This window comes from Rhodopirellula europaea 6C (genome assembly GCF_000338295.1).
Classification (GTDB): domain Bacteria; phylum Planctomycetota; class Planctomycetia; order Pirellulales; family Pirellulaceae; genus Rhodopirellula; species Rhodopirellula europaea.
Map to the genome: position 1 here is coordinate 14,854 of NZ_ANMO01000266.1, position 22,827 is coordinate 37,680.

The window sequence follows — 22,827 nt, forward strand, 5'->3', positions numbered from 1 at the left end:
TTCACGCTAACACCATCGACACCGAAGCTCCGCAGATCGATTCCGGCAATTGGCAAGATTCCAACTGGCGTTCTCGAGTGCGCAAGCGACTGCTGACTTGGTTCTCGGACAACGCTCGTGATCTTCCCTGGCGACGCGATCACTCGCCGTACCGGGTTTGGATCAGCGAGATCATGTGCCAGCAAACTCAGGTGGCCACGGTTCTGCCGTACTTCGAACGCTTCCTCAGCACCTATCCAACGATTCGCGATTTGGCGGATGCTGACGAAAGCCAACTGATGCGAATGTGGGAAGGGCTGGGTTATTACCGCCGCGCCCGATCGCTGCACGCCGCAGCGAAGAAGATGGTGGAAGAACACGACGGCGAGTTCCCGGAATCCTTTGACGACGTGTTGGCATTGCCAGGCATCGGCCGCTACACCGCGGGAGCGATCCAGTCGATTTCTCGCAACCAAGCGTTTCCGATTTTGGAAGGCAATACGCAACGAGTCTTCAGCCGTTGGATCGGCTTGACCGTTCCGCCAACCGAAAAGGTCGCTCAAGCCCGACTGTGGGAATTGTCCGACAAAATGCTGCCACGCCGAAAGTCAGACGATCGTTCCAACGGCCCGGCGGGATTCAACCAAGCCGCGATGGAACTGGGCGCTCTGATCTGTTCTCCTCGCTCGCCAAAGTGCGGTGAGTGCCCGGTGGCGACAATCTGCCACGCCAACCAAATGGGGCTGCAGGACGAAATCCCGGGCAAAATCAGCAAGGTCCAATACGAGTCTCGAACCGAAATCGCCGTCGTGATTTCTCGCGACGATCGGTACCTCGTGCGAACAATTCCCGAAGGAGTTCGGTTCGCCGGAATGATCGATTTTCCTCGCGCCGGTCCGCCGGAAGCCGATGACGTGGTGGGAATGGAATCGTGGCTGGCAGGCCAACTGGGCGGCGATGTGAAACTCGGGATGCGTTTAAAAACCATTAAACACGCGGTCACTCGCTACCGAATGACCTTGCACGTTCACCTTGGCGAGTGGAACGTGAACAGCGACCGCGTCGCAGAGGACGGACCGATGCCGGACTCCTGGCAATGGGCAACGGTCGATGAGTTGGCGGACATGCCAATGAGTGTGACCGGGCGAAGAATCGTCCGCCTACTCGACCGTCCGCAGCGTTCGCTTTTCTCCGAACTCTGAGCCGACTCGACGACACTCGGGTTCAAAACGAATCGCCTCGTTTTGAGTCGCGAATCGTGCTAGAGATGCTAAACTGTGAGTCCTGCCTCGAGGCAAGAAACCAAAGCGTTTCGCAATGCCTTGGCATCGGTTTTCCTTCTGCCAATGCGAGCGGAGAGAACGAGCCGGATTCGTCCGCCCGATGCTTCGTTTCAACAACGCCTTCCTAAACACTTTGAATTTCATCATGACCATTCATCGCTTTTTGATGTGTGCCGCGGCGACTTTGGTTGCCGCCGGCCCCACCGTTTTCGCCGCAGAAACCGTTTCGCTCGGTGACCCAACACTCACCGCTGGAATCCCCGGCGACGGCCCTCTGACGCTGGAACAAGCCCAGCGTTTTCTGGCCAACGCCGACAATCACACGGAACTGAACGTTGAACTTCCCAAGGGGCTCGACGCCGCCTCGGGCAACATTCATATCCCTGAGGACAACCCGATCACGCGAGCCAAAATCGAATTGGGACGCCAGTTGTACTTCGACCCTCGTTTATCGGCCGACGGCACGATCTCGTGCGCGACTTGTCACGCACCTGAAACCGGCTGGGGTGCTCCCACTCAATTCGGCGAAGGCATCCGAGGCCAAACCGGCAACCGAAACTCACCGGTCTCGTTCAATCGCATTCTCAGCAAACATCAATTCCATGATGGCCGCGCTGCGTCGTTAGAAGAGCAGGCTGTTGGACCGATCGCCAACCCCATCGAAATGGGCAACACCCACGAAGTCTGCGTGAAAACGCTCGCCGACAACCCCGTCTACAAGGCCCAATTCGACAAGATCTTTGAAGACGGCGTGACGATCGACAACGTTGGCAAAGCACTTGCCACGTTTGAACGAGCGATCGTGACCGGGCCAGCTCCTTACGATTACTACGCTCCTTTGTCGGCGTTTGAGAAAACGTTTGCCGAGGATTTGGAATACCTCGAAGAAGAACCCGCCCTCGCCGAGCAATACGCCAAGCTAAAAGAAGAAGCCGCCAAAAACCCAATGTCCGAATCATCGATTCGCGGCATGGAACTGACATTCGGCAAAGCCAACTGCACCGCTTGCCATGCGGGCGCGAACTTCACCGATGAACAATTTCATAACATCGGTGTGGGCATGGCTTCAGAGAATCCTGACTTGGGTCGTTTCGAAGTGACCAAGGAAGAAAAGGATCGCGGCGCATTCAAAACGCCCACAATGCGAAACGTCGCCGACACGGGGCCTTACATGCACGACGGCAGCCAAGCGACTTTGGAAGAAGTCATCGAGTGGTACAACAAAGGCGGGCACCCAAACCCGTACTTGAGCGACAAGATGAAACCATTGAACTTGACTGAACAAGAAAAAGCAGACCTAGTCGAGTTCATGCGACAGGGACTGCAAAGCGACTTCCCCGTCATCGAAGTCGGACGCTTGCCAGCCGAAAGCTGATCCGCCGGTCAACCTGTAGCTCGGTGGTCCCCCCACAGAGAACGAGGTCGTGCCGTTTTGAAGTGCCGAGCTCGGAAGGTTGAAATCACCCTCCTGAACGCAGTTGGGGAGGGTCGGAATGCGAGCGTTCAGCGAGAATTCCGGGGAGGGTAGTGCGCGTCTTTTCCCATGCTCGGCCCTCACCCCCGCGTACGCCTGAACGGCGTCGCTCTCCCCAAACTTCGTTTCGAAGGAGGTACGCCGTGTGTAAATCCGCCGAAAGGCGGCACCTAAAAACTACACAACCTCGAACCACGGCGGAGGACCGCCGTGCTACAGTTCCGCACGCCTCGCTTTGTTCCAAAGCATTGGCTTGGTTGCCAGGTGATAACCTGGCCTACTTCGCGGCGCGACTCATCGCGTTCACATGAGCTCTTCGGCAGGTTTATTTCGTCGACGTGCGACGCCGGTGTCGACCGCGGCTTTCGCGACCGCCTGAGCAACGACTTTCGCTACGCGCCGGTCAAACACGCTGGGGATCACATAATCATCCAGCAGATCTGACTCGGGAATCGTTGCCGCGATCGCTTCCGCGGCGGCCAACTTCATCTCGTTGTTGATCGTCGTCGCTCGGACGTCCAACACCCCTCGGAACAAACCGGGAAAGCACAACACGTTGTTGATCTGGTTTGGAAAATCACTCCGTCCCGTCGCCATGATGCGGACGTGAGGAGCCGCTTTGGCCGGCAAGATTTCTGGATCCGGGTTGGCCAACGCAAACACGATCGGATCGGCGGCCATCGCGGCGACATCTTCCGTCTGCAGCACATTGGGTGCTGACACACCGATGAACACGTCGGCTCCTTGAATCACTTCGGAAAGCTTACCTGACGCACCACGCGGATTGGTGTTGTCAGCGATCCACTGCTTCGATGCATCCGGCTGACTGGGTTCGCCCGCATGAATGGCTCCGTCGCGATCGCACACCACGATGTCCTTCGCCCCCGAGATCAAAAGCAACTTCACAATCGCGGTTCCCGCCGCACCGGCACCGTTGACCACAACCCGAATACCGGAAAGTGTTTTGCCAACGCGAAGCAGACTGTTCTTGAGTCCCGCCAACACCACGATCGCGGTGCCGTGTTGATCGTCGTGAAAGACCGGAATCTCAAGCTCTTTGTCCAACCGTTCTTCGATCTCGATGCAACGTGGTGCCGAGATGTCTTCCAAGTTGATTCCACCAAACGTCGGTGCGAGCTGACGAACGGTTTCGATGATCGCCTCGGTGTCCTGCGTATCCAAGCAAATCGGGAACGCGTCGACGTTCGCGAATTCTTTGAACAGCATTGCTTTTCCTTCCATCACCGGCATGGCGGCGCGAGGCCCGATGTTCCCCAATCCCAAAACAGCGGAACCATCACTGACCACTGCAACGGTGTTTTGCCGGATGGTCAGAGCGAACGATGAATCAGGATCTTCCGCAATTGCATTGCAAACTCGAGCAACGCCAGGCGTGTAGGCCATCGACAAATCGTCACGCGTTTTGATGGGCATCTTCGGCAGGACTTCGATCTTGCCGCCCAAGTGCATCAGGAACACACGGTCGGAGGTGTGCACCACCTCCACTTCTTCTACGGTGCGTAGATGCTCGACGATCCGCTTGCCGTGGTCGACATCGCGAGCGTTGACCGTGAAGTCACGCGAGATTTTGCCGCCGCGAATGTTGACGATGTCGACGGCTCCGATCGCCCCATCCGCCTCGCCGATCGCGGTGGTGATCTTGCCCATCGCACCCGGCGAATCGGAATAACGCAAACGGATCGTGATGGCGTACGACGGACTGTGCTGGTTCATCTTGGCGAGTCACCCTTCATGGCTGGGGTGTCGGCGGTCGGGTCAACAAGCGAACCTTGTACCACGTCGCCGCAATCACGTCATTGCCAGACGATTTCTGCCGCGTCTCTTCACGCCGCTCAAGTTTCGTAGCTGATTTTGCCGTGACGTTGCGAGCGGCTGATTTTGTCCATGCTATAGAGCCCCGCGAGAACAAACTCGACGCACGAGGCTCGCATCGCTTCGTTTTCGCTCGCATTGACCTCAAACGCTCGGTCCCAAGCCGGCGGAACATGCTGCAAACGCTCAGCGTACTCGCTGCTCGGCAACATCGTTCCGACTTCCACGCGAACGCCGCCACGGAAGATCTCCGCGATTTCGGCCAGCCCGTGTTCTTCGATGTATTCACCAAACACAGTCTGAATGGCTTCCGCGATCACCGAATCGATCACTTGTTTCTCGGACATCTGATGCGTGCCCATCAGATCCAATTCCAACTTGCCGAGGCTGCTGGCATACAGATGCCCGAGGTCACTGATCCGAGGAACGGCGGGACTTTCACCGTGCACGATGCCGCGCTGCCGAGCCGATGCGACGATCGTCCGGAAATTCGCCAGCGAGAAACGCGCGGACACGCCCGACGCCTGATCGATGTACTTGCTTTGGCGAGCTTGATGGGTGATTTCCTCGATGATCTGGTACATGAACAATGGCACATGCACCGGGTAAGGACCGCCCAAATCATCACCAACCTCTTGCTGCAGGATTTCGATTCCCTGCGTCCGTTCAGCTGGATAGTGAGTTTGCACGATCGTCCCGATCCGGTCCTTCAGCTGAGGAATGACTTTGCCGGACCGGTTGTAGGTCGACGGGTTGGCCGAAAACAAAATCATCACGTCGAGCTCAAACCGAATTGGATAGCCACGAATCTGTACGTCGCGTTCTTCCAAGATATTGAACAAACCGACTTGGACCAAATCATCCAGCTCGGGCAATTCATTCATCGCGAAAATGCCGCGGTGCATTCGCGGAATCAAGCCAAACGAGAGTGCTTCCTCGGCGCTCATGCTGACTCCGCCGGTCAGTTTCGCTGGATCGATTTCGCCGATGATGTCGGCGAATTTGGTCCCGGGAGACAACCGTTCCGCATACCGTTCACTGCGATGCCACCACCCGAGCTGGATGTCTTCGGGCGAATGCTCGGCAACCAAACGCTTGCCCAATGACGAAATCGGGTTCAGCGGGTCCTCGTGAACGGGAAGATCGGGGTGATCGATGTAAGGAATCCACGGGTCGAGAAATTGGACCAACTGCCGCATGATTCGGCTTTTCGCTTGTCCTTTTTCACCCATGAACAACATGTCGTGACCAGCCAACAAAGCCAGACTGATTTCCGGAATGACCGTGTCTTCGTATCCCACGATGCCCGGAAACAACTCTTCGCGGTCGGCCAGCATCCGCGAAAAGTTGTCGCGGATTTCTTGTTTGACCGTTTTGGACTTCCATCCGCTCTCGATCAATTGCTGCAAATTGCGGGCTTCGGGGGCATCCATCGTCGTTTTCGCGGGACTTGGCACAGGGCTGGTCACGTGTGGGCTCTGGGAAAAGAGGCGTCGGTGCAGGGAAGCATCTCGCTGCGATGCATCCTATCTGATTCAATCGTATGCAACCGGGGAGGCCCTTGGTTCGGACATCTCTGCCGAATCGGAGACTCTTTCCGAATTGGTGCAATCCAACGTGGAAGCGAACCCGATATGGCAAAAGGCCATGGAAAGCGGGAGTTTTGGGGCCAGGACGCGTTGACGAAACCCTCACCGGGTGCTTATCTTTCGCGGTTTGAAATTCGTCCACTCCACCCATTCTAAGATCGCCCGTTCGCGGGCTTGTCTGCCATGGCCGTCCCAAAACGCAAGCACTCCAATAGCCGTACCGGCAAACGCCGCGCCCACGATCACTTGAAAAAGCGTCAAGTGACGTACTGCCCGCAGTGCAGCACCGCCGTGCCGACTCACGTCGTATGCCCGAAATGCGGTTATTACCAAGGTCGCACAGTCGTTGAATCGACTGACCAGTAGTTCCAACCGCCACAGCATTCTGAACTGAGAACGACCTGCCGTGAGTCTTGACGCAGCGAAACCAGCGATCCTGTTTCCCGGCCAAGGTGCTCAGACGCCCGGCATGGGAACTTGGTTGTGCGCGAATTACCCCATTGCCAACGACCTATTTGACGAAGCCGCCGATGTCCTGGGATACGATCTGAAATCCCTTTGTGCAGACGGCCCCGCTGAAAAACTGAACGAAACCGTTCACAGTCAACCAGCTTTGTTCGTTGTCGGAGTGGCGGCCGCTCGGGTTCACGATGACCTGAATCCGGAACTTGCCAAAAAGATCGTGGCCGCCGCGGGTCTCAGTTTGGGTGAGTACACCGCCGTTTGCTACGCCGGTGGAGTCTCCTTTGCCGATGGCTTGAAACTGGTTCAAAAGCGAGGCGAAGCCATGCAGGCTTGTGCTGATGCAACCGAATCGGGCATGGCAAGCGTGCTGGGGCTGGACCTTGAGAAACTGACGTCGGTTTGCGAAGAGTGCCGCAGCGGGGACGAAATCCTGCAACCGGCCAACCTTCTGTGCCCAGGCAACATCGCCGTGTCAGGACATCGATCCGCTCTGGAACGACTCGAGCCGGCGGCTTCCGCTGCCGGTGCGATGAAGGTCGTGCCACTCAGCGTCGCCGGCGCTTTTCACACTCCCATCATGGATGGCGCAGTGGAACAACTCACACGGGCTCTAGAAGAGGTCGAGTTGTCGGACACGCGAATTCCGGTGTACAGCAACGTCGACGCGAAACCACACACCTCCGCTGATGAAATTCGCCAGTTGCTGGCACGTCAAGTCGTCAACCCAGTCCGCTGGGACGACTCCATCAACGCGATGCTCGGCGACGGAGTGGATGGTTTCCTGGAAGCAGGAACCGGTCGCGTGTTGCGAGGAACGATCAAACGGATCGCTCGCAAAACACCCACGGACGGTTTCGGCGACCAACCCTGATTCACCGAAGTCCACACCAAACAGCTACGAAGCGGAATTCAAATACGACGGCCTTGGTAGGCCGTCGTACAACCGCCGATGAACGCATCTGAACGTCCTCGCTCGGAAACGGGCCAGTAAAACATTCGCGTTCTTGCCCCACTTTCTCCCCAAACTCCCAACCCCACAGACTTGCCCCCATGGATCTCTCCCTGTCGGTTGATTTGAAAGATCAGGTTGCCATCGTCACCGGTGCCAGCCAAGGCCTCGGACGCGCTGTCGCCGTCGCACTGGGACAAAACGGAGCCCATGTGGTCTGCGTCGCTCGCAATGCAGAGAAGCTGGCCGCCACCGTCGCTGAAATCGAAGCAGCCGGTGGTAAAGGCGAAGCCCTGCCTTGCGACGTCACCGATCGCAAAGCTGCCGCCGAAGCCATAGAGGGAACTCACAAAAAACACGGTCGCCTGGACATCCTGGTCAACAACGCCGGGATCACTCGCGACAAACTGATGCGAGGCATGTCCGACGAGGAATGGGATTCCGTCATCGCCACCAACCTGACCAGTTGCTTCGTGTGCTGCCGCTCGGCCGCCGGAGTGATGCGTCGCAGCAAGTACGGACGAATCATCAACATGGCCAGCATCTCGGGCCTGATCGGCAACCCCGGTCAAGCCAACTACTCGGCCAGTAAAGCGGGCATGATTGGAATGACGCGAACGATGAGCAAAGAGCTCGTCTCACGGGGCGTGACCGTCAACGCGGTTGCTCCAGGCTTTATCGCCAGCGAAATGACGGCGGAACTCGGCGAAGTCGTCTTGGAAGAAGTCAAGAAACGAATCCCTGCCAAGCGAGTTGGACAACCCGAGGACGTCGCCGCGGCGGTATTGTTCTTGGCCAGTCGCGATGCCAGCTACATTTCAGGGCAAACCATCGTCGTTGACGGTGGAATGGTCGGCTAACGGCATATTGACGCGTTTTAGCTGCGTCCCCTATGTTCTGCCACGAGCGGCTATGGAGTGCCGCCTCGGTTGTGCCCTGCCCCACAGATCTGCACTTTCCCTTTTCGAATTAACTGACATTTAATCGGAGTTACGCCCATGGCGTCTATCGAAGAACGCGTGGTCGACATTGTTTCTGAACAGCTCGGCGTTGATAAAGACAAAATCACCCGCGAAACATCGTTCGTCAACGACCTCGGTGCCGACTCGCTCGACACTGTTGAATTGGTGATGGAGCTCGAAGAAGAGTTCGACATCAGCATTCCAGATGACTCCGCCGAAAAGATCCAAAAGGTCGGCGAAGCAATCGATTTCATCGAAAAGGAAAAAGGCGAAGACGCCTAGTTTTCGGTGAGCCTGTTTGTTGGACGAATTCACTTCGACCAACAGCAGCGTGAATACGATGGAACGCCTCGCGGGATCTTTCTTGCAAGATCCGTGAGGGGCTCCCAACCGATGGCGGCGAAGCCGGACGCGGTTTTGCCCATTGTGAAAATCCAGCTGTGTGTGCTCCAGCCATTCGTGCTTGTGCCCATGCGTTTGTTCCGATCGCCGGATCCTTGTCTGCCCTCATTCAAACGAGCGGCCTGATACGACGTCAAATCGTCCGTCACCCGGCAATGTTTCGCCAATCGCAATCATCCGCAACGCAGACTGCATCGCCGCCATTTCACTCTGTCAATTCGTTATATTGACAAGGTGCTGGCGGCGTTTTTTGTTATGTTGCCTTCCGCGTGTGCCGCGGTCCCTTCTCTCAACACTCAACCACGTTAATTCGTCACCACGCTCATGACGGACGCTTCTTCAACGCCTTCTTACGATCCTTCCATGTCACGACGTGTCGTGATCACCGGTTTGGGTGCCGTCACACCTTTAGGCTGCGACGTCGAAACTCTTTGGTCAGCCTTGTTGGCCGGAAAGTCCGGGATCCATGAACTGTCCATTATGGACACGTCGAAATACAAGGTTCACTTTGGCGGTGACATCCCTGACTTCAATGTCGCAGATCATGTCGAACCAAAAGAAGCCAAGCGTCTGGATCGATTCACTCAATTCGCTGTTCACGCTGGAGCTCAAGCGGTCCAGGATTCGGGTATCGACTGGGAGAAAACTGATTGCACTCGTTGTGGTGTGATCTTGGGTTCGGGCATCGGCGGCCTCAACGAAATCGAAGAACAAATCGAGCGCATGCTCAACAAGGGCCCCGACCGAGTCAGCCCGTTCACCGTCCCAAAGATGATGGTCAATGCCGCCGGCGGAAACATCTCCATTCGATACGGACTGAAAGGCCCGAACTACGCGGTCGCGACCGCCTGTGCGAGTGCAACCAACGCGATGGGCGATGCTCTACGCAGCATTCGTGGTGGCGAAACCGATGTCGTGATCACCGGCGGCACCGAAGCCGCAATCACGCGAATGGGATTGGCCGCTTTCCAAAATATGAAGGCTCTTTCGACTCGCAACGACGATCCTCAAAGAGCCAGTCGTCCATTCGATTCCGATCGCGATGGATTTGTTCTGGCCGAGGGTGCCGGACTGCTAGTCTTCGAAGAACTCGAACACGCGAAGGCTCGCGGCGCGAAAATCTACGCGGAAGTCCTCGGCTATGGGACAACCAGCGACGCAGGCCATATCACAGCTCCCGATCCAGAAGGATTGGGTGCCGCCGCCGCCATGCGAGCGGCGATCCAAGACAGTGGCCGCGCGGCCTCTGAAATTGATTATATTAATGCTCACGGGACGAGCACACCTTTGGGTGATAAAGCAGAAACTCGCGCGATCCATACCGTTTTAGGGGACCATGCCCAAAACGTTGCAATCAGCAGCACCAAAAGCGCTCTAGGACACTCCTTGGGTGCGAGTGGCGGGATCGAAGCGGTCATTCTGTGCCAAACGATTCAAAATAACGTGATTGCCCCAACAATTAATCTCGATACACCAGATCCAAGTTGCGATCTTGACTACGTTCCCAACCAACCTAGGGAACAAAAAGTCGACTTGGCAATGAGCAACAGCTTCGGATTTGGCGGTCACAACGCGTGCGTTCTCTTTGGACGGTTCTCTCATGACGGCTCTTGATAATCCGAACTCCGATTTGTTCGACCCCAATGCATCGTCGCAAGAAGACGCTGGTCCTGAACCAGTCGTTTACTTGGTGGATGACCAACAAGCCGAATTGGACTTGCTGCAACGCTGGTGCTCTCAAGAAGGCTTGAAAACAGAAACCTTCAATCAAGCCGAAGACCTACTCAAGCTTTTGCACGCCGACTCACACGGTTGTGTCGTCGCTGACTTGCGAATGCCACGCCTGAGCGGTTTGGAATTGCAAGCCGAAATGTCGCGTCGCGAGCTGACCATTCCGGTCATCTTGGTCACCGGCCACGGCGATGCTGAAAACTGCCGAGCTGCATTCCAGCAAGGCGTGTTCGATTTCATCGAAAAGGGTTTCCGTCACGAGGAAATCTTGCATGCGATCAACAGTGCGATCCGCAAGCATCGTCGCGATCGCTTCCGTCACCAAGTCCGCAAAGAAGCCCTGGACTTGCTGCGAAAGATTTCGCCTCGCGAAACAGAAGTCATGTTGCTTCTCGCGGGCGGATCGCCCCTGAAGGGCATCGCTCAAGAGCTCAGCATCAGCGTTCAGACCGCATCGAAGCACCGCGGCAGCATCTTCACCAAGCTCAACATCGATAACGAAGTCGACTTGTACAAAATGCTGTTGGCTGCCGAAGTCAACTTGGACGTCGGTCCCGCTGCGTTGATCCCACCAGCACCTTAATCAACTCGTGAAAAAATTCGCGTGGTGAAAGTCTTCGTCTTACACCAATGATGCGTCGATCTTTTCTCGACTTAGCTCACCTGCATCGAGACCTCGCTCACTTTCGCCGGCTCATTCAGCCGGCGATTTTGCTTTGCTAACCGCTGGCAAAATTCGCATCGTTCCGCGGACTCCCGGTCTCGCGGTTTGGTCGGGATTGCGAAGCGTGGCCCACATCCGGACCTGCGCATTTACCGGATGAACTTCGAGCGACACAAACGTCACCTCGCCGCCTAGCACGATGCTTTGATCTTTACCATCAATCGACTGCGTCCATTCAAATTCGACAGGACGCCCCTTCAGCTCGCTTCCGTGCACGCGTCCGTCGACAAATCCGCTCACTCGGATCGGGTCCAAAGAAACAACACGCAGCAATGGTGCGCCGGCTTCGACCCACTCGCCCACCGAGACCATTGTTTCGGCCACACTGCCTTCGACCGGTGAATCAACGCGGTACTCAGACAACCTGAACTTGGCCATTTCCACCAACGATAGTTTCTCGTCCGCTTGGGCCTCCGCGACTTCCAACTCCTTGCGAGCCTGTTCAATCGACAACCCCGCTTGGTCGATCACCAACTGCAATCGATCAATTTCTGTCGCAGTCACGCTGTTCTGATAGCGTTTGTTCGCGTCGATGCTTTGCTCCAACTCACGCATCCGAACCTCGCGTGTCCGCTCGGCATATCGCTGATCAACATCGCTGGTCGATCGCAATTCAGCCGCCTTCGCGGCCGATTCGGCTGCCGCCAGTTCTGCCTTCGCCCGCCGATCGTCCAACTGAACGAGCACATCGCTTTTGGAAATTCCCTGTCCCTCGGTCACCGCTACCGACATGACTCGTCCGGCAATCGGTGCTGCCAATGTGATATCGGTGACCAAAACCGTTTGGGCATTTTCGATCACGATCGCATTCGAATCATCGGCAGATAAGACGGATGGTCCACCGACCGTCATCGCGACCGTTACTGCAGCCAACGCCGCCGGAGTTGCGGCCATCCAGCGAAGCGTAAACGCATCAGCGAGACGATGGAACAGATTCGAAATTTTGAGTTCGGTGCCAGAAACGAGCATCAGCAACTCTCCGACGAGGCATGTTGAGTGAATCAAACCAATCATCAGTCTAATTCAATCGCCGTCGACTGCCGCCCGCTTTCGAAACGGGCTACTGATCAGGCAGAAATGCCAAACCGGGTCGGGATTTGTTACGATGCTCGCCGTCGGCTCATCATCTCGTCCAACACCATGCGACCGACCGACGAAACAAAGAAACTCATTCGTTCTCCTTGGAACCGCCCCCGGAAACTGTCGTGCAACAAGTCAAACTCTTCAAAGGTGTGGATTCCGAATTGCCCGAACTCGAGCGGCAAATCAATCGTTGGATCCGCAAAAGCGGTGCTCGTGTCCTTTCCATCAATGGCAACCTGGCGCCGGCGCCTGCCGCCGGCAGCGGCCCGATGAATTCGTTCGCCGCCGGAGATGTCCTGATCATCGTGCACGTCGAAATTGACACGCCTCAGGGTTAATCAGGGTTCCAAACCGAAATCGCGAATGGTCGTCAGCGTTTTCAGCTCGAGACCTTTCTGTGCGAATGCCTCGGCACCTCCCGCCAAGCGGTCGATGATCGCGAGCACGTACTGGACTTCCAGTCCGAATGCTTCGACCGCTTCCACGGCTTTCAATGCACTGCCGCCGCTGGTGATCACGTCTTCTACGATCACAACTTTTTGGCCGGGTGTGACAGGACCTTCGACCTGTTGCCCCATACCGTGCCCCTTGGGTTCCTTGCGAACCATAAAGCCTTTCAGATCCACGTCATCGCCACCGGCCAAAGTCACGATCGATGCGGTGATTGGATCGGCACCAATCGCCATTCCACCAACGGCCGCGGGCATGACACCAGATTCCTTTGCGTTCGCCAACACTACGTCCAGCATCGCTCGCCCAATCAAACCGGCACCCTTGGGGTGCAAAGTGACGCGGCGGCAGTCCAGGTAGTAGTTCGCTTTTTTGCCGCTTGCCAGCGTGAACTCACCACGCTGGAGTGCTTCGGTTTCCATCAAGGCGATCAACGGGGCAAGGTCACGATTGGCCGAGTCAGACGACATCCAAGTATTCTCCAGCGAGGAAGTGAGCGGTTCAATCGGAACGAATACCACAATCGCTTCGATTCAGACACCCGCCCCAACCTATCCCAGCGGTCCAACCCGACAGCCGTTCGATTCACGATACCAATCGGGGCCTTGCATGGCGCCAGCACCGGCTAAAATACCCACTCCTCTCAACCCGCATATTCTCTCGCCAGCGTGCTCCATGCCTTCCTCTGTTTTTCGCGGCTCCCTTCGTTTCGTCTTCGCGATCGCCTTCGCGGGTGCATCGGCTTGCGTGAACCAGGCTCTCGTGACCGCGGATGAAACGACTCAGTGGCTACAATTGATCGAGCAATCCAAGTCCGAGTTGGATGCGAATCGACTGCCATCGCAAGAACAAACCGAAGCCGATGTGGTGGCGGCGATGAACGCGGCGGACGCTTTTTTTCAGCGAGTGACAGATCCTTCCAACCACGATGCCTGGATGAGATTTCTGGACTTCGCCCCGCTTCAATCCGCGATCGAAGGCAATGAGTCCGTCGCGAAACGAGGCAACGCTGCGGTCGAGCTTTCTCAACGCCTCAGCGGCCCCGAGGAAGGCCTCGAGCTTTCACGATTGGTCGCACTGCGTGAGTCACTCGACCGCTACTTAGCTGCACTCCGCTATGGCAATCCCGAACGCGGGCTCGCCGTGATCGAGCGGCAACTTGAAACACTTGCCGGCATCCTTTCGTCTGAAGAAAACGCTGACGAACAAACCGAATCCATGCCGCGAACGCTGGCCGATTTGTTCGGCGAAGAAGTCGCCCAAATCGAATCGATCGTCGAAACTCTGGCCGCAGCCAACCAAGCCAGCGATTTGGTTGCTCGCATCACCGGACGTTACTCATCACCCAATCTGCGTGCCTTCGTCGACGGTCGCGTGATCAGTGACGCCATCACCCGTCCGGTCAACAATCCTGAACGAGTCAATGATTGCTTGCTCGGCACCCGCATCATTGGCGACGCCCGAGTCGTCGGAAACGTTACTGGTTCGTTGCTACCGTCCGAGGGAAACATCCGTTTGCTCATTCGACTCGACGGACAATTTTCGACATCAACGAAAGGCTACAACGGGCCGGTCACTCTACGATCATCCGGCTTCGGTCAAGTCTACGCGGCTCGACAATTGGTCATCACCGAAAAGCGAGTCTTTGCTGGCGAGCCAATCGCAACAGCCAGCCTTTCGACGCAGATCAATCAAATCAATCACCCGCTCAAACTCGTTCGCAAAATCGCTTCGAAGAAAGCGGCCGAGATGAAACCGCAAGCCGAAGCGATCTCTCGCAGAAAGCTACAAGATCGCTTGCTCGAAGGCTTTCGCCAACAAACCGATAAAGAGGCGTCACGCACGTTCCCAGACCTCGATGCGAAGATGAGCCCATGGTTGCGTCGACTGGACCTCCCCGCACCGACTCGCACGATCGGATCAACCACCGATACAGTGCATGTGCGAGCGACCATGCGGCGACCGTTCGGGTTGTCTGCCCCGGGTGAAGGCCCATCTCTGTCGATGGTTCGAACCGCGACCTCATCGGGAACCTACCCCGGTGGCTACAGCGCCGCGATCCAGGTGCACGAAAGTATCCTGAACAACACCGTGATGAAGTTGTTGGCCGGAGAAACATTCACGCCAGAAAAACTGCGCGACCTCACCAGCTCGTTCGGCATCCCTTCGGACAAAGACGCGTCCGCGGAAACGGATGTGACCGACGACGAACCAGCAGAATCTTTCGAAGTCGACTTCTCCGGGTTCCGTCCGGTCTACTTCGAAGCTCGCGACCAAACCCTTCGAATCGGGTTGCGTGGCGATCGCTTTGCTCAAGGTGACCGGGAACTGGATCGCCGATTGGAAGTTTCCGCGGTGTATCGTCCCGCGATCACCGAAGACGGACGCATGATCCTGATTCGCGACGAAGACATCGATTTGAAATTCCCTGGTGGCCGTCGCTTGACGCTTTCACAAACCGCCATCAAAGCCAACATCGAAGAAGGCTTTGACAAGCTGTTCCCGATGACGCTTCTTCATCGCGAATGGACGCTTCCATCAACGCTGCAGCTACCTACACTCGCGGGCCGCTCCGCCAAGGTCATCGGCATCGACGCCCAAGACGGCTGGCTCACCCTCGTCGTCCGCTAGTCCACCCACGATGGTCACCCAAGACCGTCGCCGAACAACACCCGTACGATAGTCACCCAAGACCGTCGCCCAACTGCCCACAGAACAGTCGGAATGAGAATTGCGTAAGCTGCAGGGATACCTCCTTCCCAAGCCAACGCAATGAATCCTACCGAAATCCAAGCCATCGACCCCGTCTGCGGCATGTCGGTGGACCCTGCCAAGTCTCTCTCCAGTCGTCACGACGGCCGAACCTTCTACTTTTGCTGTGCTGGCTGCCAGAAGAAGTTTGAAGCTGACCCCGATGGTGTTCTGGAATCTCGAAAGACAAAAAACGCTGATTCCAAATCGTCGGACTGCTGCGGAACCAAACCATCTTGCTGCGGTGGCGGTTCACACGGCAAGTCGCAAACCAGCACGACCGACGATCCCGAAGCCGTCTACACCTGTCCAATGCACCTGGAGATCGAACAGATCGGCCCGGGAGACTGCCCGATCTGCGGGATGGATTTGGAACCCAAGTTCGTTGATCCGACGTCTTCGGGGGACGAAGCCCAGTACAACGATATGAAACGCCGGTTCTGGATCGGCGTCGCACTTTCGGTTCCGCTGTTAATCCTGTCGATGGGGCCTATGATCGGCCTTCCCATCAATCGCTGGATCTCGCCCAGCATCAACGGCTGGCTGCAATTCGCACTCGCGACTCCCGTCGTGTTCTGGTGCGGATGGCCCCTTCTGGTCCGCGGTGCCAAATCGTTCCGATCTTGGAACCTCAACATGTTCTCCTTGATCGCGTTGGGATCATTGGCCGCGTTCGGATTCAGCACCCTCGCGATTCTGCTTCCCGACTGGATCCCCGCTGCTTTCTACGAAGCCGACCGACCACCGCTGTACTTCGAAGCGGCCGCGGTGATCATCACGTTGGTGCTGCTCGGCCAAGTCCTCGAACTGCGAGCTCGCCAACAAACCGGCGGTGCGATCCGCGAACTGATGCAGCTCACACCTGACACCGCCCATCGAATCGATGGGGACGACGAACGAGATGTCTCCCTCGACGAAATTCAATCGGGCGACCGCTTGCGAATTCGACCAGGCGAGAAGATCCCCGTCGACGGCGAAGTCACCAGCGGATCCTCGCGGGTTGACGAATCAATGCTGACGGGCGAACCAGTCCCGGTTGAAAAGAACGAAGGCGACACGCTCACCGGAGGAACGCTCAATCAATCGGGTTCGCTGGAGATGACAGCCACACAAGTGGGCAGCGACACGGTCCTGCACCGGATCGTGCAAATGGTCGCCGACGCTCAACGCAGCCAAGCCCCAATTCAAAAACTCGTCGATCAAGTGGCCCAGTACTTTGTGCCAGCCGTCATCCTCAGTTCCATTCTCGCGTTCATCGCGTGGTCAATCCTTGGCCCCGAACCTTCGCTGGCCTACGCCTTCGTATCCGCGATCGCCGTTTTGATTATCGCCTGCCCGTGTGCACTGGGGCTAGCAACTCCCATGTCAGTCATGGTGGGCGTGGGACGGGGTGCCAAAGAAGGCGTCTTGATTCGCGATGCGGAAATCCTGGAGATCATGGAAAAGGTCGATACTGTCGTCGTCGACAAAACGGGAACCCTCACCAAGGGGCGTCCCACGGTCACCGCAATCGAATCGCAAGGCGACTGGAGCGAATCCGATGTCTTGTCGATTGCCGCCGCGGTCGAACAATCCAGCGAACATCCGCTCGGCCGAGCGATCGTCGAATACACAGACTCCGTCGACACTCAAAAACGTGTCGCAAAGGATTTTCAAAGCACAACCGGGAAAGGCGTGGTTGCTCAGGTCGATGGCAAACAGGTTGCGATCGGCAACCCCAATTGGTTGTCCGATCTGAATGTGGCGGGCTTGGACGCTGTGCACGATCAAGCGGAACAGTACCAAGCGGACGCAGCCACGGTGGTTTACGTCGCTATCGATCGCTCGCTCGCCGCAATCATTGCCATCAAAGATCCGATCAAGCCGAGCACGCCCGATGCGATCAAAGCCCTGCACTCACTGGGTCTGCAAGTCATGATGCTGACCGGCGACGCTCGATCCACCGCCGAGGCCGTGGCGCAACAACTTGGGATCGATGACTTCCGAGCGAACGTGTCACCGGAAGCCAAACACGACTTCGTTCAGCAACTCAAGCAAGAGGGCAAAACGGTTGCGATGTGTGGTGACGGCATCAACGACGCACCGGCCCTGGCCGCATCCAATGTCGGAATCGCAATGGGCACCGGAACCAGCGTCGCGATGGAGTCGGCTGGAGTGACATTGGTCGGCGGTGACTTGCGAGGCGTGGTCGCCGCGAAACAGCTCAGCCAAAAGACGATGCGAAACATCCGCCAAAACCTATTTTTCGCGTTCGCGTACAACGCCTTGGGAATCCCCATCGCGGCCGGTCTGCTGTATCCATTCTTTGGAATCTTGCTCAGCCCCATGATCGCCGCCGCCGCGATGAGCTTCAGCAGCGTCTCCGTCATCGGCAACGCCCTTCGACTCCGCACCATCCAGCTGAACGCACCGAACTAAATTGATGACGATCCTTGGACTCACGTTCGGAGTGGGATACGCGGCGGTTCGCGTCTGACTCTGTTAGCGGCAGGGCGCAAGCCCTCCGGTTCCGCACGCAACCACCAAACCGACGTCGGACTCACATTGCTGACTCATAACGAGTTCGCACTCGAACCGCCTACGTCCTGAGCTTCCGACGCGTACGTTGTCGCAGCCGCAAGCGAATCCTCATCAAACAAATATCTCACACTTCCCTTCCGCGTCCACCAGCGATCACGCACGCATTCTTCAGCGACACCCAACTGACGCTCACGTTCTTTCATCCGCCGCTTGCCCCATGACTTCAATTGATCTCGAACCTTCTCACCGTCGTAGTTCGGTGCCGTCACAACAACATGACAATGGTTGGTTCGACAATTGACAGCGTGCAAATACCAACACCGCTTTTTGCAATGTTCGCGAACGACGGATTCGATCATTGTTCGCTGCTCTGGTAACAAAATGACTGCCGATTCGATCATCTGGCCACGACACCAATTCGCGAGCCGAGGTTGCGGCACCTGGTCCCCGCGATGCCACTTGGTCCAGCCGCGATCATCGCCTGGCATCCAGGTTCCATAGCACGTCCAAGTCAAAAAGAATGCAATTGGGTCGTCTTGCAACCTCAAACTCCTCGTGAAATGAGCGGTTCAGTTCGGACACGTTGCTCACTCTTCGGTGCTACCGGAGCAAGCCGTACGGTGCCGCTTGTATTCTACCTGGTAAACAGATAACTCATTTCCTTCCCGGATCGCCTAGTACGTCAACTGAAAATGCGAAGACCGGCACCGGGCGGCTTGCGCCACTCCGCTAACAAAATCTCGCTCCCGTCAAGTCTTCGGTCAACCAAATCCCCACCCTCGTTAGCGGCAGGGCGCGAGCCCTCCGGTCCCACACGGCAATCCAGCAAGCACCGTCACCGCGACAAGATTCGCCGCCGGAGTTCCGTCACCTCGTTCCTTGATCCGGCCTACGAGACTCGCGCAAACCATTTGTGTTTCGGCACGACCCCAGATCCTCTCCTTGAAGCCAGCGCGCTGTCACCATGGAAGCGGACTCGATATTGCACGCAATGAAACTGGCGACGGCATTGTCCCACGTTTCGTCAATTGACCAGTCTTCCAGATCGACCGAGATGTCACCCCCTAAGTCAGTGTCAATCCACACGTGCCGATTTGGGAACTCAAGGCTTTGAAACGATATTGTTGTGAGACCACACTCCGCACGATTCGTCTCTCTCAAGCCGACCTCACCGATCAACGCGGACCGAAGTTCGAGCGTTGGTTTGGATTTTGGAATCAACATAGTCCCTCCAATTTCCTCTGCCCTATTGCCAGGATCTAAAGCTTCTTCTCCACCACGCTATCGATCTTGTCCTGCATGCTTTGCTCGCGATCGGTACGCGTTCCGACTTTGATGTTGGTCGTGATGCGTGGAGCACCGATCGCGTGCACACGTTCGTGGCAAACCTTGATCGCCGCGAACACTTCGTCCCACTCACCTTCGATGTTCGTGCCATACGCGTGAAGTTGGTGTTCCAAGCCAGCTTCTTCCAATACTTTCTGGCACTCGGCAACGTACTTACCCACCGAAACTCCCACGCCCATCGGGACGACACATAAATCGACAATGACTTTCATCTCAGTTGAATCCCTCACTCTTTGGCTCGTTCGGTTGATTGCCCTTTGAGTTTACGCGGTCGTGACTTCAACGGCACCGCCCATCGACATACGACCTGTAATTCAAGCCTGGAACGAACAACCAGATTCGCCTGCGTTCTCGCAAATTCGACGCGATACCCCAGAAAAGATCGGACTTTCGAGAACCACCCGATTTCGCTACCGTCGGATCGAAATATGAAAGCAAAGTACATTTCCGGCGGTCGTGTCGGAGGAATGCAGGATGCAAGACCGGAGCGTGAAAGTGGAAATGAAGACTTGGTTGCCAGTGTGCCTGTTGGGCATGCTGATCGTCGTTCCCGCGTGCCGCTCCACGGCACCATCCGCCCCGCCGATCGTATCTGAACCAACGATCCCCGATTTCCCAGAAGCCCAGCCGCCGAAACCAAACTTTGTTTCGTTTGTCGACCGGCCTGAATTACAAGCTGGCACGGGCCCCATGGACTCGGACGCGTCCCTGGAGTTCACCGAAACCAGCTCCGGTCTGAAATATCGGATCCTTCGAAAATCGGACGGCAAAAAACCGACTGCCTTTGACACCGTTTCGGTCCACTACCGAGGCTGGCTCAACAACGGCAAAGTCTTCGACAATTCCTATGACCGCGGTGAAGCAACCACCTTTCCCCTGGACGGCGTCATCGCTGGATGGACGGAAGGGATGCAACTCATCGGCGAAGGCGGGATGATCGAACTGTGGGTGCCATCCTATCTTGGATACGGCGAACGTGGCTCGCCTGGATCCATCCCCGCCCACGCGATTCTGCACTTCATCGTCGAACTCGAAAGCGTGAAGTAGACGCCCGCTCGGATCGGTCTACGAAGCTTCAACCTCAGCTTCAGCGTTCGTGCCGAAGAAGTTGTTCAGGCCGAAGAAATTCGCCGACCTCATTCGCTGGCACCGGCGACCGGAATGAACTGCACCGCATCCGCGATGACGTAGCCATCTGAATCGTCGTTTCTGATCTCGACGACCGCGGATGCATCGCATTCAAACTCACCTAGTTTCGCTCGACCACCGGATTTTGAATCGCGTTGATTCACGCGAATCTCGTGCTGCTTTCCCGATGCGTCCGTGACTGCCACCAACGTGTTGCTGGCGCGGTTGGGGTGCACCGGCCACATCAAGTTCACCTGGTAGCGTCCCGGTCGTTTCAATTTGGCTTGATAGACCACAACGCATTCGCCTTTGCTGGCGTCACTATCGTGCAAGTAATTCATCCCGACGCGTTGCCCCGATGAGTTGCTGACCATCCAAGCACCTTCCGTCTTGGCTTGAGAGTTGTCGACGACGATGCCATCAAGTGTTTTCGGATCAATCCCAGGTTTAGCTTCTGGGCCGGTGTATGCCAGCACTTGTTTGTCTTCCAGCAAACGATTCGCCAATCGTTCATAGTCAACATTTTGAACCGCGACTTGGTCGTCGATCGCAATCGCCGCCGCGGTGGCGGTTGTTTGACCAAGCACCATGAACACGGGTTCCATCCGGATCGAACCAAACGCGATGTGCGTGGCCGATAAACAAACCGGCACCAACAAATTGGAAACCTCACGCCGCTTAGGAACCAACGAACGATAACTGATTCCGTATGGCGGAAAACCACCGACCTGAACATCGCCTTCGTTTCGCACGTGTCCGTTTTCGTCGACGTAACGTTGCTGGTTGTGCGAATCCATTGTGTACGCCGCCAATCCGATCGAGTCTTCGACCGGCACCCCCTGGCAGTTCTTCTGTGTCATCACATACTCACCGACCATCCGTCGCGCTTCGCGAATGTAGAGTTGGTCTTGCCAGCCATTGCCCTCAACAAATTCGTCCTTGCACATTCCCCAACGCGAAACTTGCCTGCGAACGTTTTCGGGAACGCGAGGGTGATTGGCCAACGTCCACATCAAACCTTGTTGATACAAGAGATGTTCCGCGACGATCTTTTCACGCTCTTCGTAGCTGGCTTCCGGATAGTCGTAGTTTTGGCCGATGAAGTCCGTTGAGAAGCCCAATCGATTGTTCGTGTCGGTCTTGCGGTTGGGCATGGAAGAATTGATCCACGGAGCCGCGTCTTCACCCGCTTCGTAGTTGCGAAGCATCAACTCGTACCACAGCGGCTGATATCCATCCGGTTTTTCGAACGGGATTCGATTCTGAGGATGATCGGTCAAGCACATCCGAAAGCAGTAGGCCTGCACCCGGTGGTCAGCACCGCCTTCTTCACCCGGTCCTTCTGGATCGATGTGCGGAAGCAACCCGCTGCTGGCATCGCCGGGAACGACATACGGATCAATGCCTTTTCGAAGCTGGTGATGAATCGCCATCTTGGTCTGCACACCATTGAGCGTTTCGCCGTATTGCGAGTTCGCCTCTCGTCCCACTGTGTAGCTGACACCCGCGGCGGCCATCAGGTCGCCTTCGTAAGTCGCGTCGATAAACATGCGGGCCCGATAGGTTTCACCCGACTCCATTCGAATCGCGATGATCCGAGCCGGCAGGCTACGAGTCATCATCACTGCGGACCGATCGAGACGTTTGCCGTAGTCGACTCGGATGCCGTCTCGTTCAATCCAATCTTCGTAGATCGACAACGCCGCGCTGGGTTCAAACGTCCACATCGCAGCTTCCCCCGCCGCGGTTTTCGATTGACCTCCGCCACGATACTCATACGATCGTTGAAACTTCCATGCCGCGGGTTCTTGGTAGTATTCCGCGACGTCTTCGTAGAACTCGCGAGCGATCCCTCCAATGGCCGCCTTGTTCCCGATGTCGGTTTGCCCCAATCCGCCCGTGGTCAGACCACCGATACGTTGACTGGGTTCGATCACGATCACCGTCTTGCCCATCCGATGAGCCTGAACCGCAGCGGCGATTCCGGCCGAGGTGCCGCCGTAGACAACCAGGTCCACTGGTTCGGGATCCGCCGCTCTGGTTGGCACCGACCAAACGGCCATTACCAGCACCAATGAAAAAACGATGTTCGCTCGTGTTGTCCGACTCATGCAAACGTCCTGGGAGAAATTGTGATCAAGTGAAAATCAAGGCAGT

19 protein-coding genes are annotated in these 22,827 nt (G+C 56.5%); 12 read left to right on the forward strand and 7 right to left on the reverse strand.

Annotated features, from left to right (window positions below; translation table 11 throughout):
• Positions 1 to 77 precede the first annotated feature (77 nt).
• Complete coding sequence (gene mutY, locus RE6C_RS27895) at positions 78 to 1,181, forward strand: A/G-specific adenine glycosylase (protein WP_008662149.1); 1,104 nt, start codon at positions 78 to 80, stop codon at positions 1,179 to 1,181.
• A gap of 181 nt (positions 1,182 to 1,362) precedes the next feature.
• Entirely contained in the window at positions 1,363 to 2,637 is a 1,275-nt protein-coding gene (locus tag RE6C_RS27900; RefSeq protein WP_039963673.1) for a cytochrome-c peroxidase, read from the forward strand.
• 402 nt (positions 2,638 to 3,039) lie between these two features.
• On the opposite strand, the gene RE6C_RS27905 is transcribed toward RE6C_RS27900, so the two are convergent.
• Both RE6C_RS27905 and RE6C_RS27910 read right to left on the reverse strand, forming a co-directional pair.
• The gene (locus tag RE6C_RS27905) at positions 3,040 to 4,470 is read right to left on the reverse strand and encodes a malic enzyme-like NAD(P)-binding protein (protein WP_008662153.1); all 1,431 of its coding nucleotides are present in this window, start codon (positions 4,468 to 4,470) and stop codon (positions 3,040 to 3,042) included.
• A gap of 119 nt (positions 4,471 to 4,589) precedes the next feature.
• Positions 4,590 to 6,002 carry a magnesium chelatase ATPase subunit I gene (locus RE6C_RS27910; RefSeq protein ID WP_173401846.1) on the reverse strand — a complete coding sequence of 471 codons (1,413 nt, stop codon included), beginning with the start codon at positions 6,000 to 6,002 and terminating at the stop codon, positions 4,590 to 4,592.
• A gap of 339 nt (positions 6,003 to 6,341) precedes the next feature.
• On the opposite strand from RE6C_RS27910, the gene rpmF reads away from it, so the two are divergent.
• From rpmF to RE6C_RS27950, 6 genes are all read left to right on the forward strand, one after another.
• Positions 6,342 to 6,524: a 50S ribosomal protein L32 gene (rpmF, locus tag RE6C_RS31135; protein WP_007331836.1), complete on the forward strand. Its 183-nt coding sequence runs from the start codon at positions 6,342 to 6,344 to the stop codon at positions 6,522 to 6,524.
• A 40-nt stretch (positions 6,525 to 6,564) separates the two neighbouring features.
• Positions 6,565 to 7,494, forward strand: a complete 930-nt coding sequence (gene fabD / locus RE6C_RS27920; RefSeq protein WP_008662157.1) for an ACP S-malonyltransferase — start codon at positions 6,565 to 6,567, stop codon at positions 7,492 to 7,494.
• 179 nt (positions 7,495 to 7,673) lie between these two features.
• Entirely contained in the window at positions 7,674 to 8,432 is a 759-nt protein-coding gene (fabG, locus tag RE6C_RS27930; RefSeq protein ID WP_007324898.1) for a 3-oxoacyl-[acyl-carrier-protein] reductase, read from the forward strand.
• Between the two features lie 138 nt (positions 8,433 to 8,570).
• Positions 8,571 to 8,816, forward strand: a complete 246-nt coding sequence (locus RE6C_RS27935) for an acyl carrier protein (RefSeq protein WP_007324899.1) — start codon at positions 8,571 to 8,573, stop codon at positions 8,814 to 8,816.
• A gap of 444 nt (positions 8,817 to 9,260) precedes the next feature.
• Entirely contained in the window at positions 9,261 to 10,550 is a 1,290-nt protein-coding gene (gene fabF / locus RE6C_RS27945) for a beta-ketoacyl-ACP synthase II (RefSeq protein WP_008662163.1), read from the forward strand.
• Positions 10,537 to 11,250: a response regulator transcription factor gene (locus RE6C_RS27950; protein ID WP_008662165.1), complete on the forward strand. Its 714-nt coding sequence runs from the start codon at positions 10,537 to 10,539 to the stop codon at positions 11,248 to 11,250. Before fabF ends, RE6C_RS27950 begins: the two co-directional genes overlap by 14 nt.
• A 111-nt stretch (positions 11,251 to 11,361) precedes the next feature.
• Here the strand turns inward: RE6C_RS27950 and RE6C_RS27955 are convergent, their stop codons facing one another.
• The gene (locus RE6C_RS27955) at positions 11,362 to 12,405 is read right to left on the reverse strand and encodes an efflux RND transporter periplasmic adaptor subunit (RefSeq protein ID WP_008662166.1); all 1,044 of its coding nucleotides are present in this window, start codon (positions 12,403 to 12,405) and stop codon (positions 11,362 to 11,364) included.
• 191 nt (positions 12,406 to 12,596) lie between these two features.
• Between RE6C_RS27955 and RE6C_RS27960 the strand changes: the two genes are divergently transcribed.
• Positions 12,597 to 12,812, forward strand: a complete 216-nt coding sequence (locus RE6C_RS27960) for a hypothetical protein (protein WP_007324903.1) — start codon at positions 12,597 to 12,599, stop codon at positions 12,810 to 12,812.
• Here RE6C_RS27960 and pyrE read toward each other — a convergent pair whose 3' ends face one another.
• The gene (gene pyrE, locus RE6C_RS27965; protein WP_236618581.1) at positions 12,813 to 13,394 is read right to left on the reverse strand and encodes an orotate phosphoribosyltransferase; all 582 of its coding nucleotides are present in this window, start codon (positions 13,392 to 13,394) and stop codon (positions 12,813 to 12,815) included. It lies immediately after the preceding gene.
• Positions 13,395 to 13,599: 205 nt separating this feature from the next.
• Here pyrE and RE6C_RS27970 point away from each other — a divergent pair, with 205 nt between their 5' ends.
• A complete protein-coding gene (locus RE6C_RS27970; protein WP_008662169.1) occupies positions 13,600 to 15,555 on the forward strand; it encodes a hypothetical protein in 1,956 nt (651 codons plus the stop codon).
• Positions 15,556 to 15,696: 141 nt separating this feature from the next.
• Complete coding sequence (locus RE6C_RS27975; protein ID WP_008662170.1) at positions 15,697 to 18,093, forward strand: heavy metal translocating P-type ATPase; 2,397 nt, start codon at positions 15,697 to 15,699, stop codon at positions 18,091 to 18,093.
• A 134-nt stretch (positions 18,094 to 18,227) separates the two neighbouring features.
• Here the strand turns inward: RE6C_RS27975 and RE6C_RS27980 are convergent, their stop codons facing one another.
• Both RE6C_RS27980 and RE6C_RS27990 read right to left on the reverse strand, forming a co-directional pair.
• A complete protein-coding gene (locus RE6C_RS27980) occupies positions 18,228 to 18,737 on the reverse strand; it encodes a transposase (protein WP_008662171.1) in 510 nt (169 codons plus the stop codon).
• A 717-nt stretch (positions 18,738 to 19,454) separates the two neighbouring features.
• Positions 19,455 to 19,754: an MTH1187 family thiamine-binding protein gene (locus RE6C_RS27990; protein ID WP_008662174.1), complete on the reverse strand. Its 300-nt coding sequence runs from the start codon at positions 19,752 to 19,754 to the stop codon at positions 19,455 to 19,457.
• 283 nt (positions 19,755 to 20,037) lie between these two features.
• Between RE6C_RS27990 and RE6C_RS28000 the strand changes: the two genes are divergently transcribed.
• A complete protein-coding gene (locus RE6C_RS28000; RefSeq protein ID WP_039963693.1) occupies positions 20,038 to 20,589 on the forward strand; it encodes an FKBP-type peptidyl-prolyl cis-trans isomerase in 552 nt (183 codons plus the stop codon).
• An 89-nt stretch (positions 20,590 to 20,678) separates the two neighbouring features.
• Here the strand turns inward: RE6C_RS28000 and RE6C_RS28005 are convergent, their stop codons facing one another.
• Positions 20,679 to 22,781 carry an FAD-dependent oxidoreductase gene (locus RE6C_RS28005; RefSeq protein ID WP_008662177.1) on the reverse strand — a complete coding sequence of 701 codons (2,103 nt, stop codon included), beginning with the start codon at positions 22,779 to 22,781 and terminating at the stop codon, positions 20,679 to 20,681.
• Between the last annotated feature and the right edge of the window lie 46 nt (positions 22,782 to 22,827).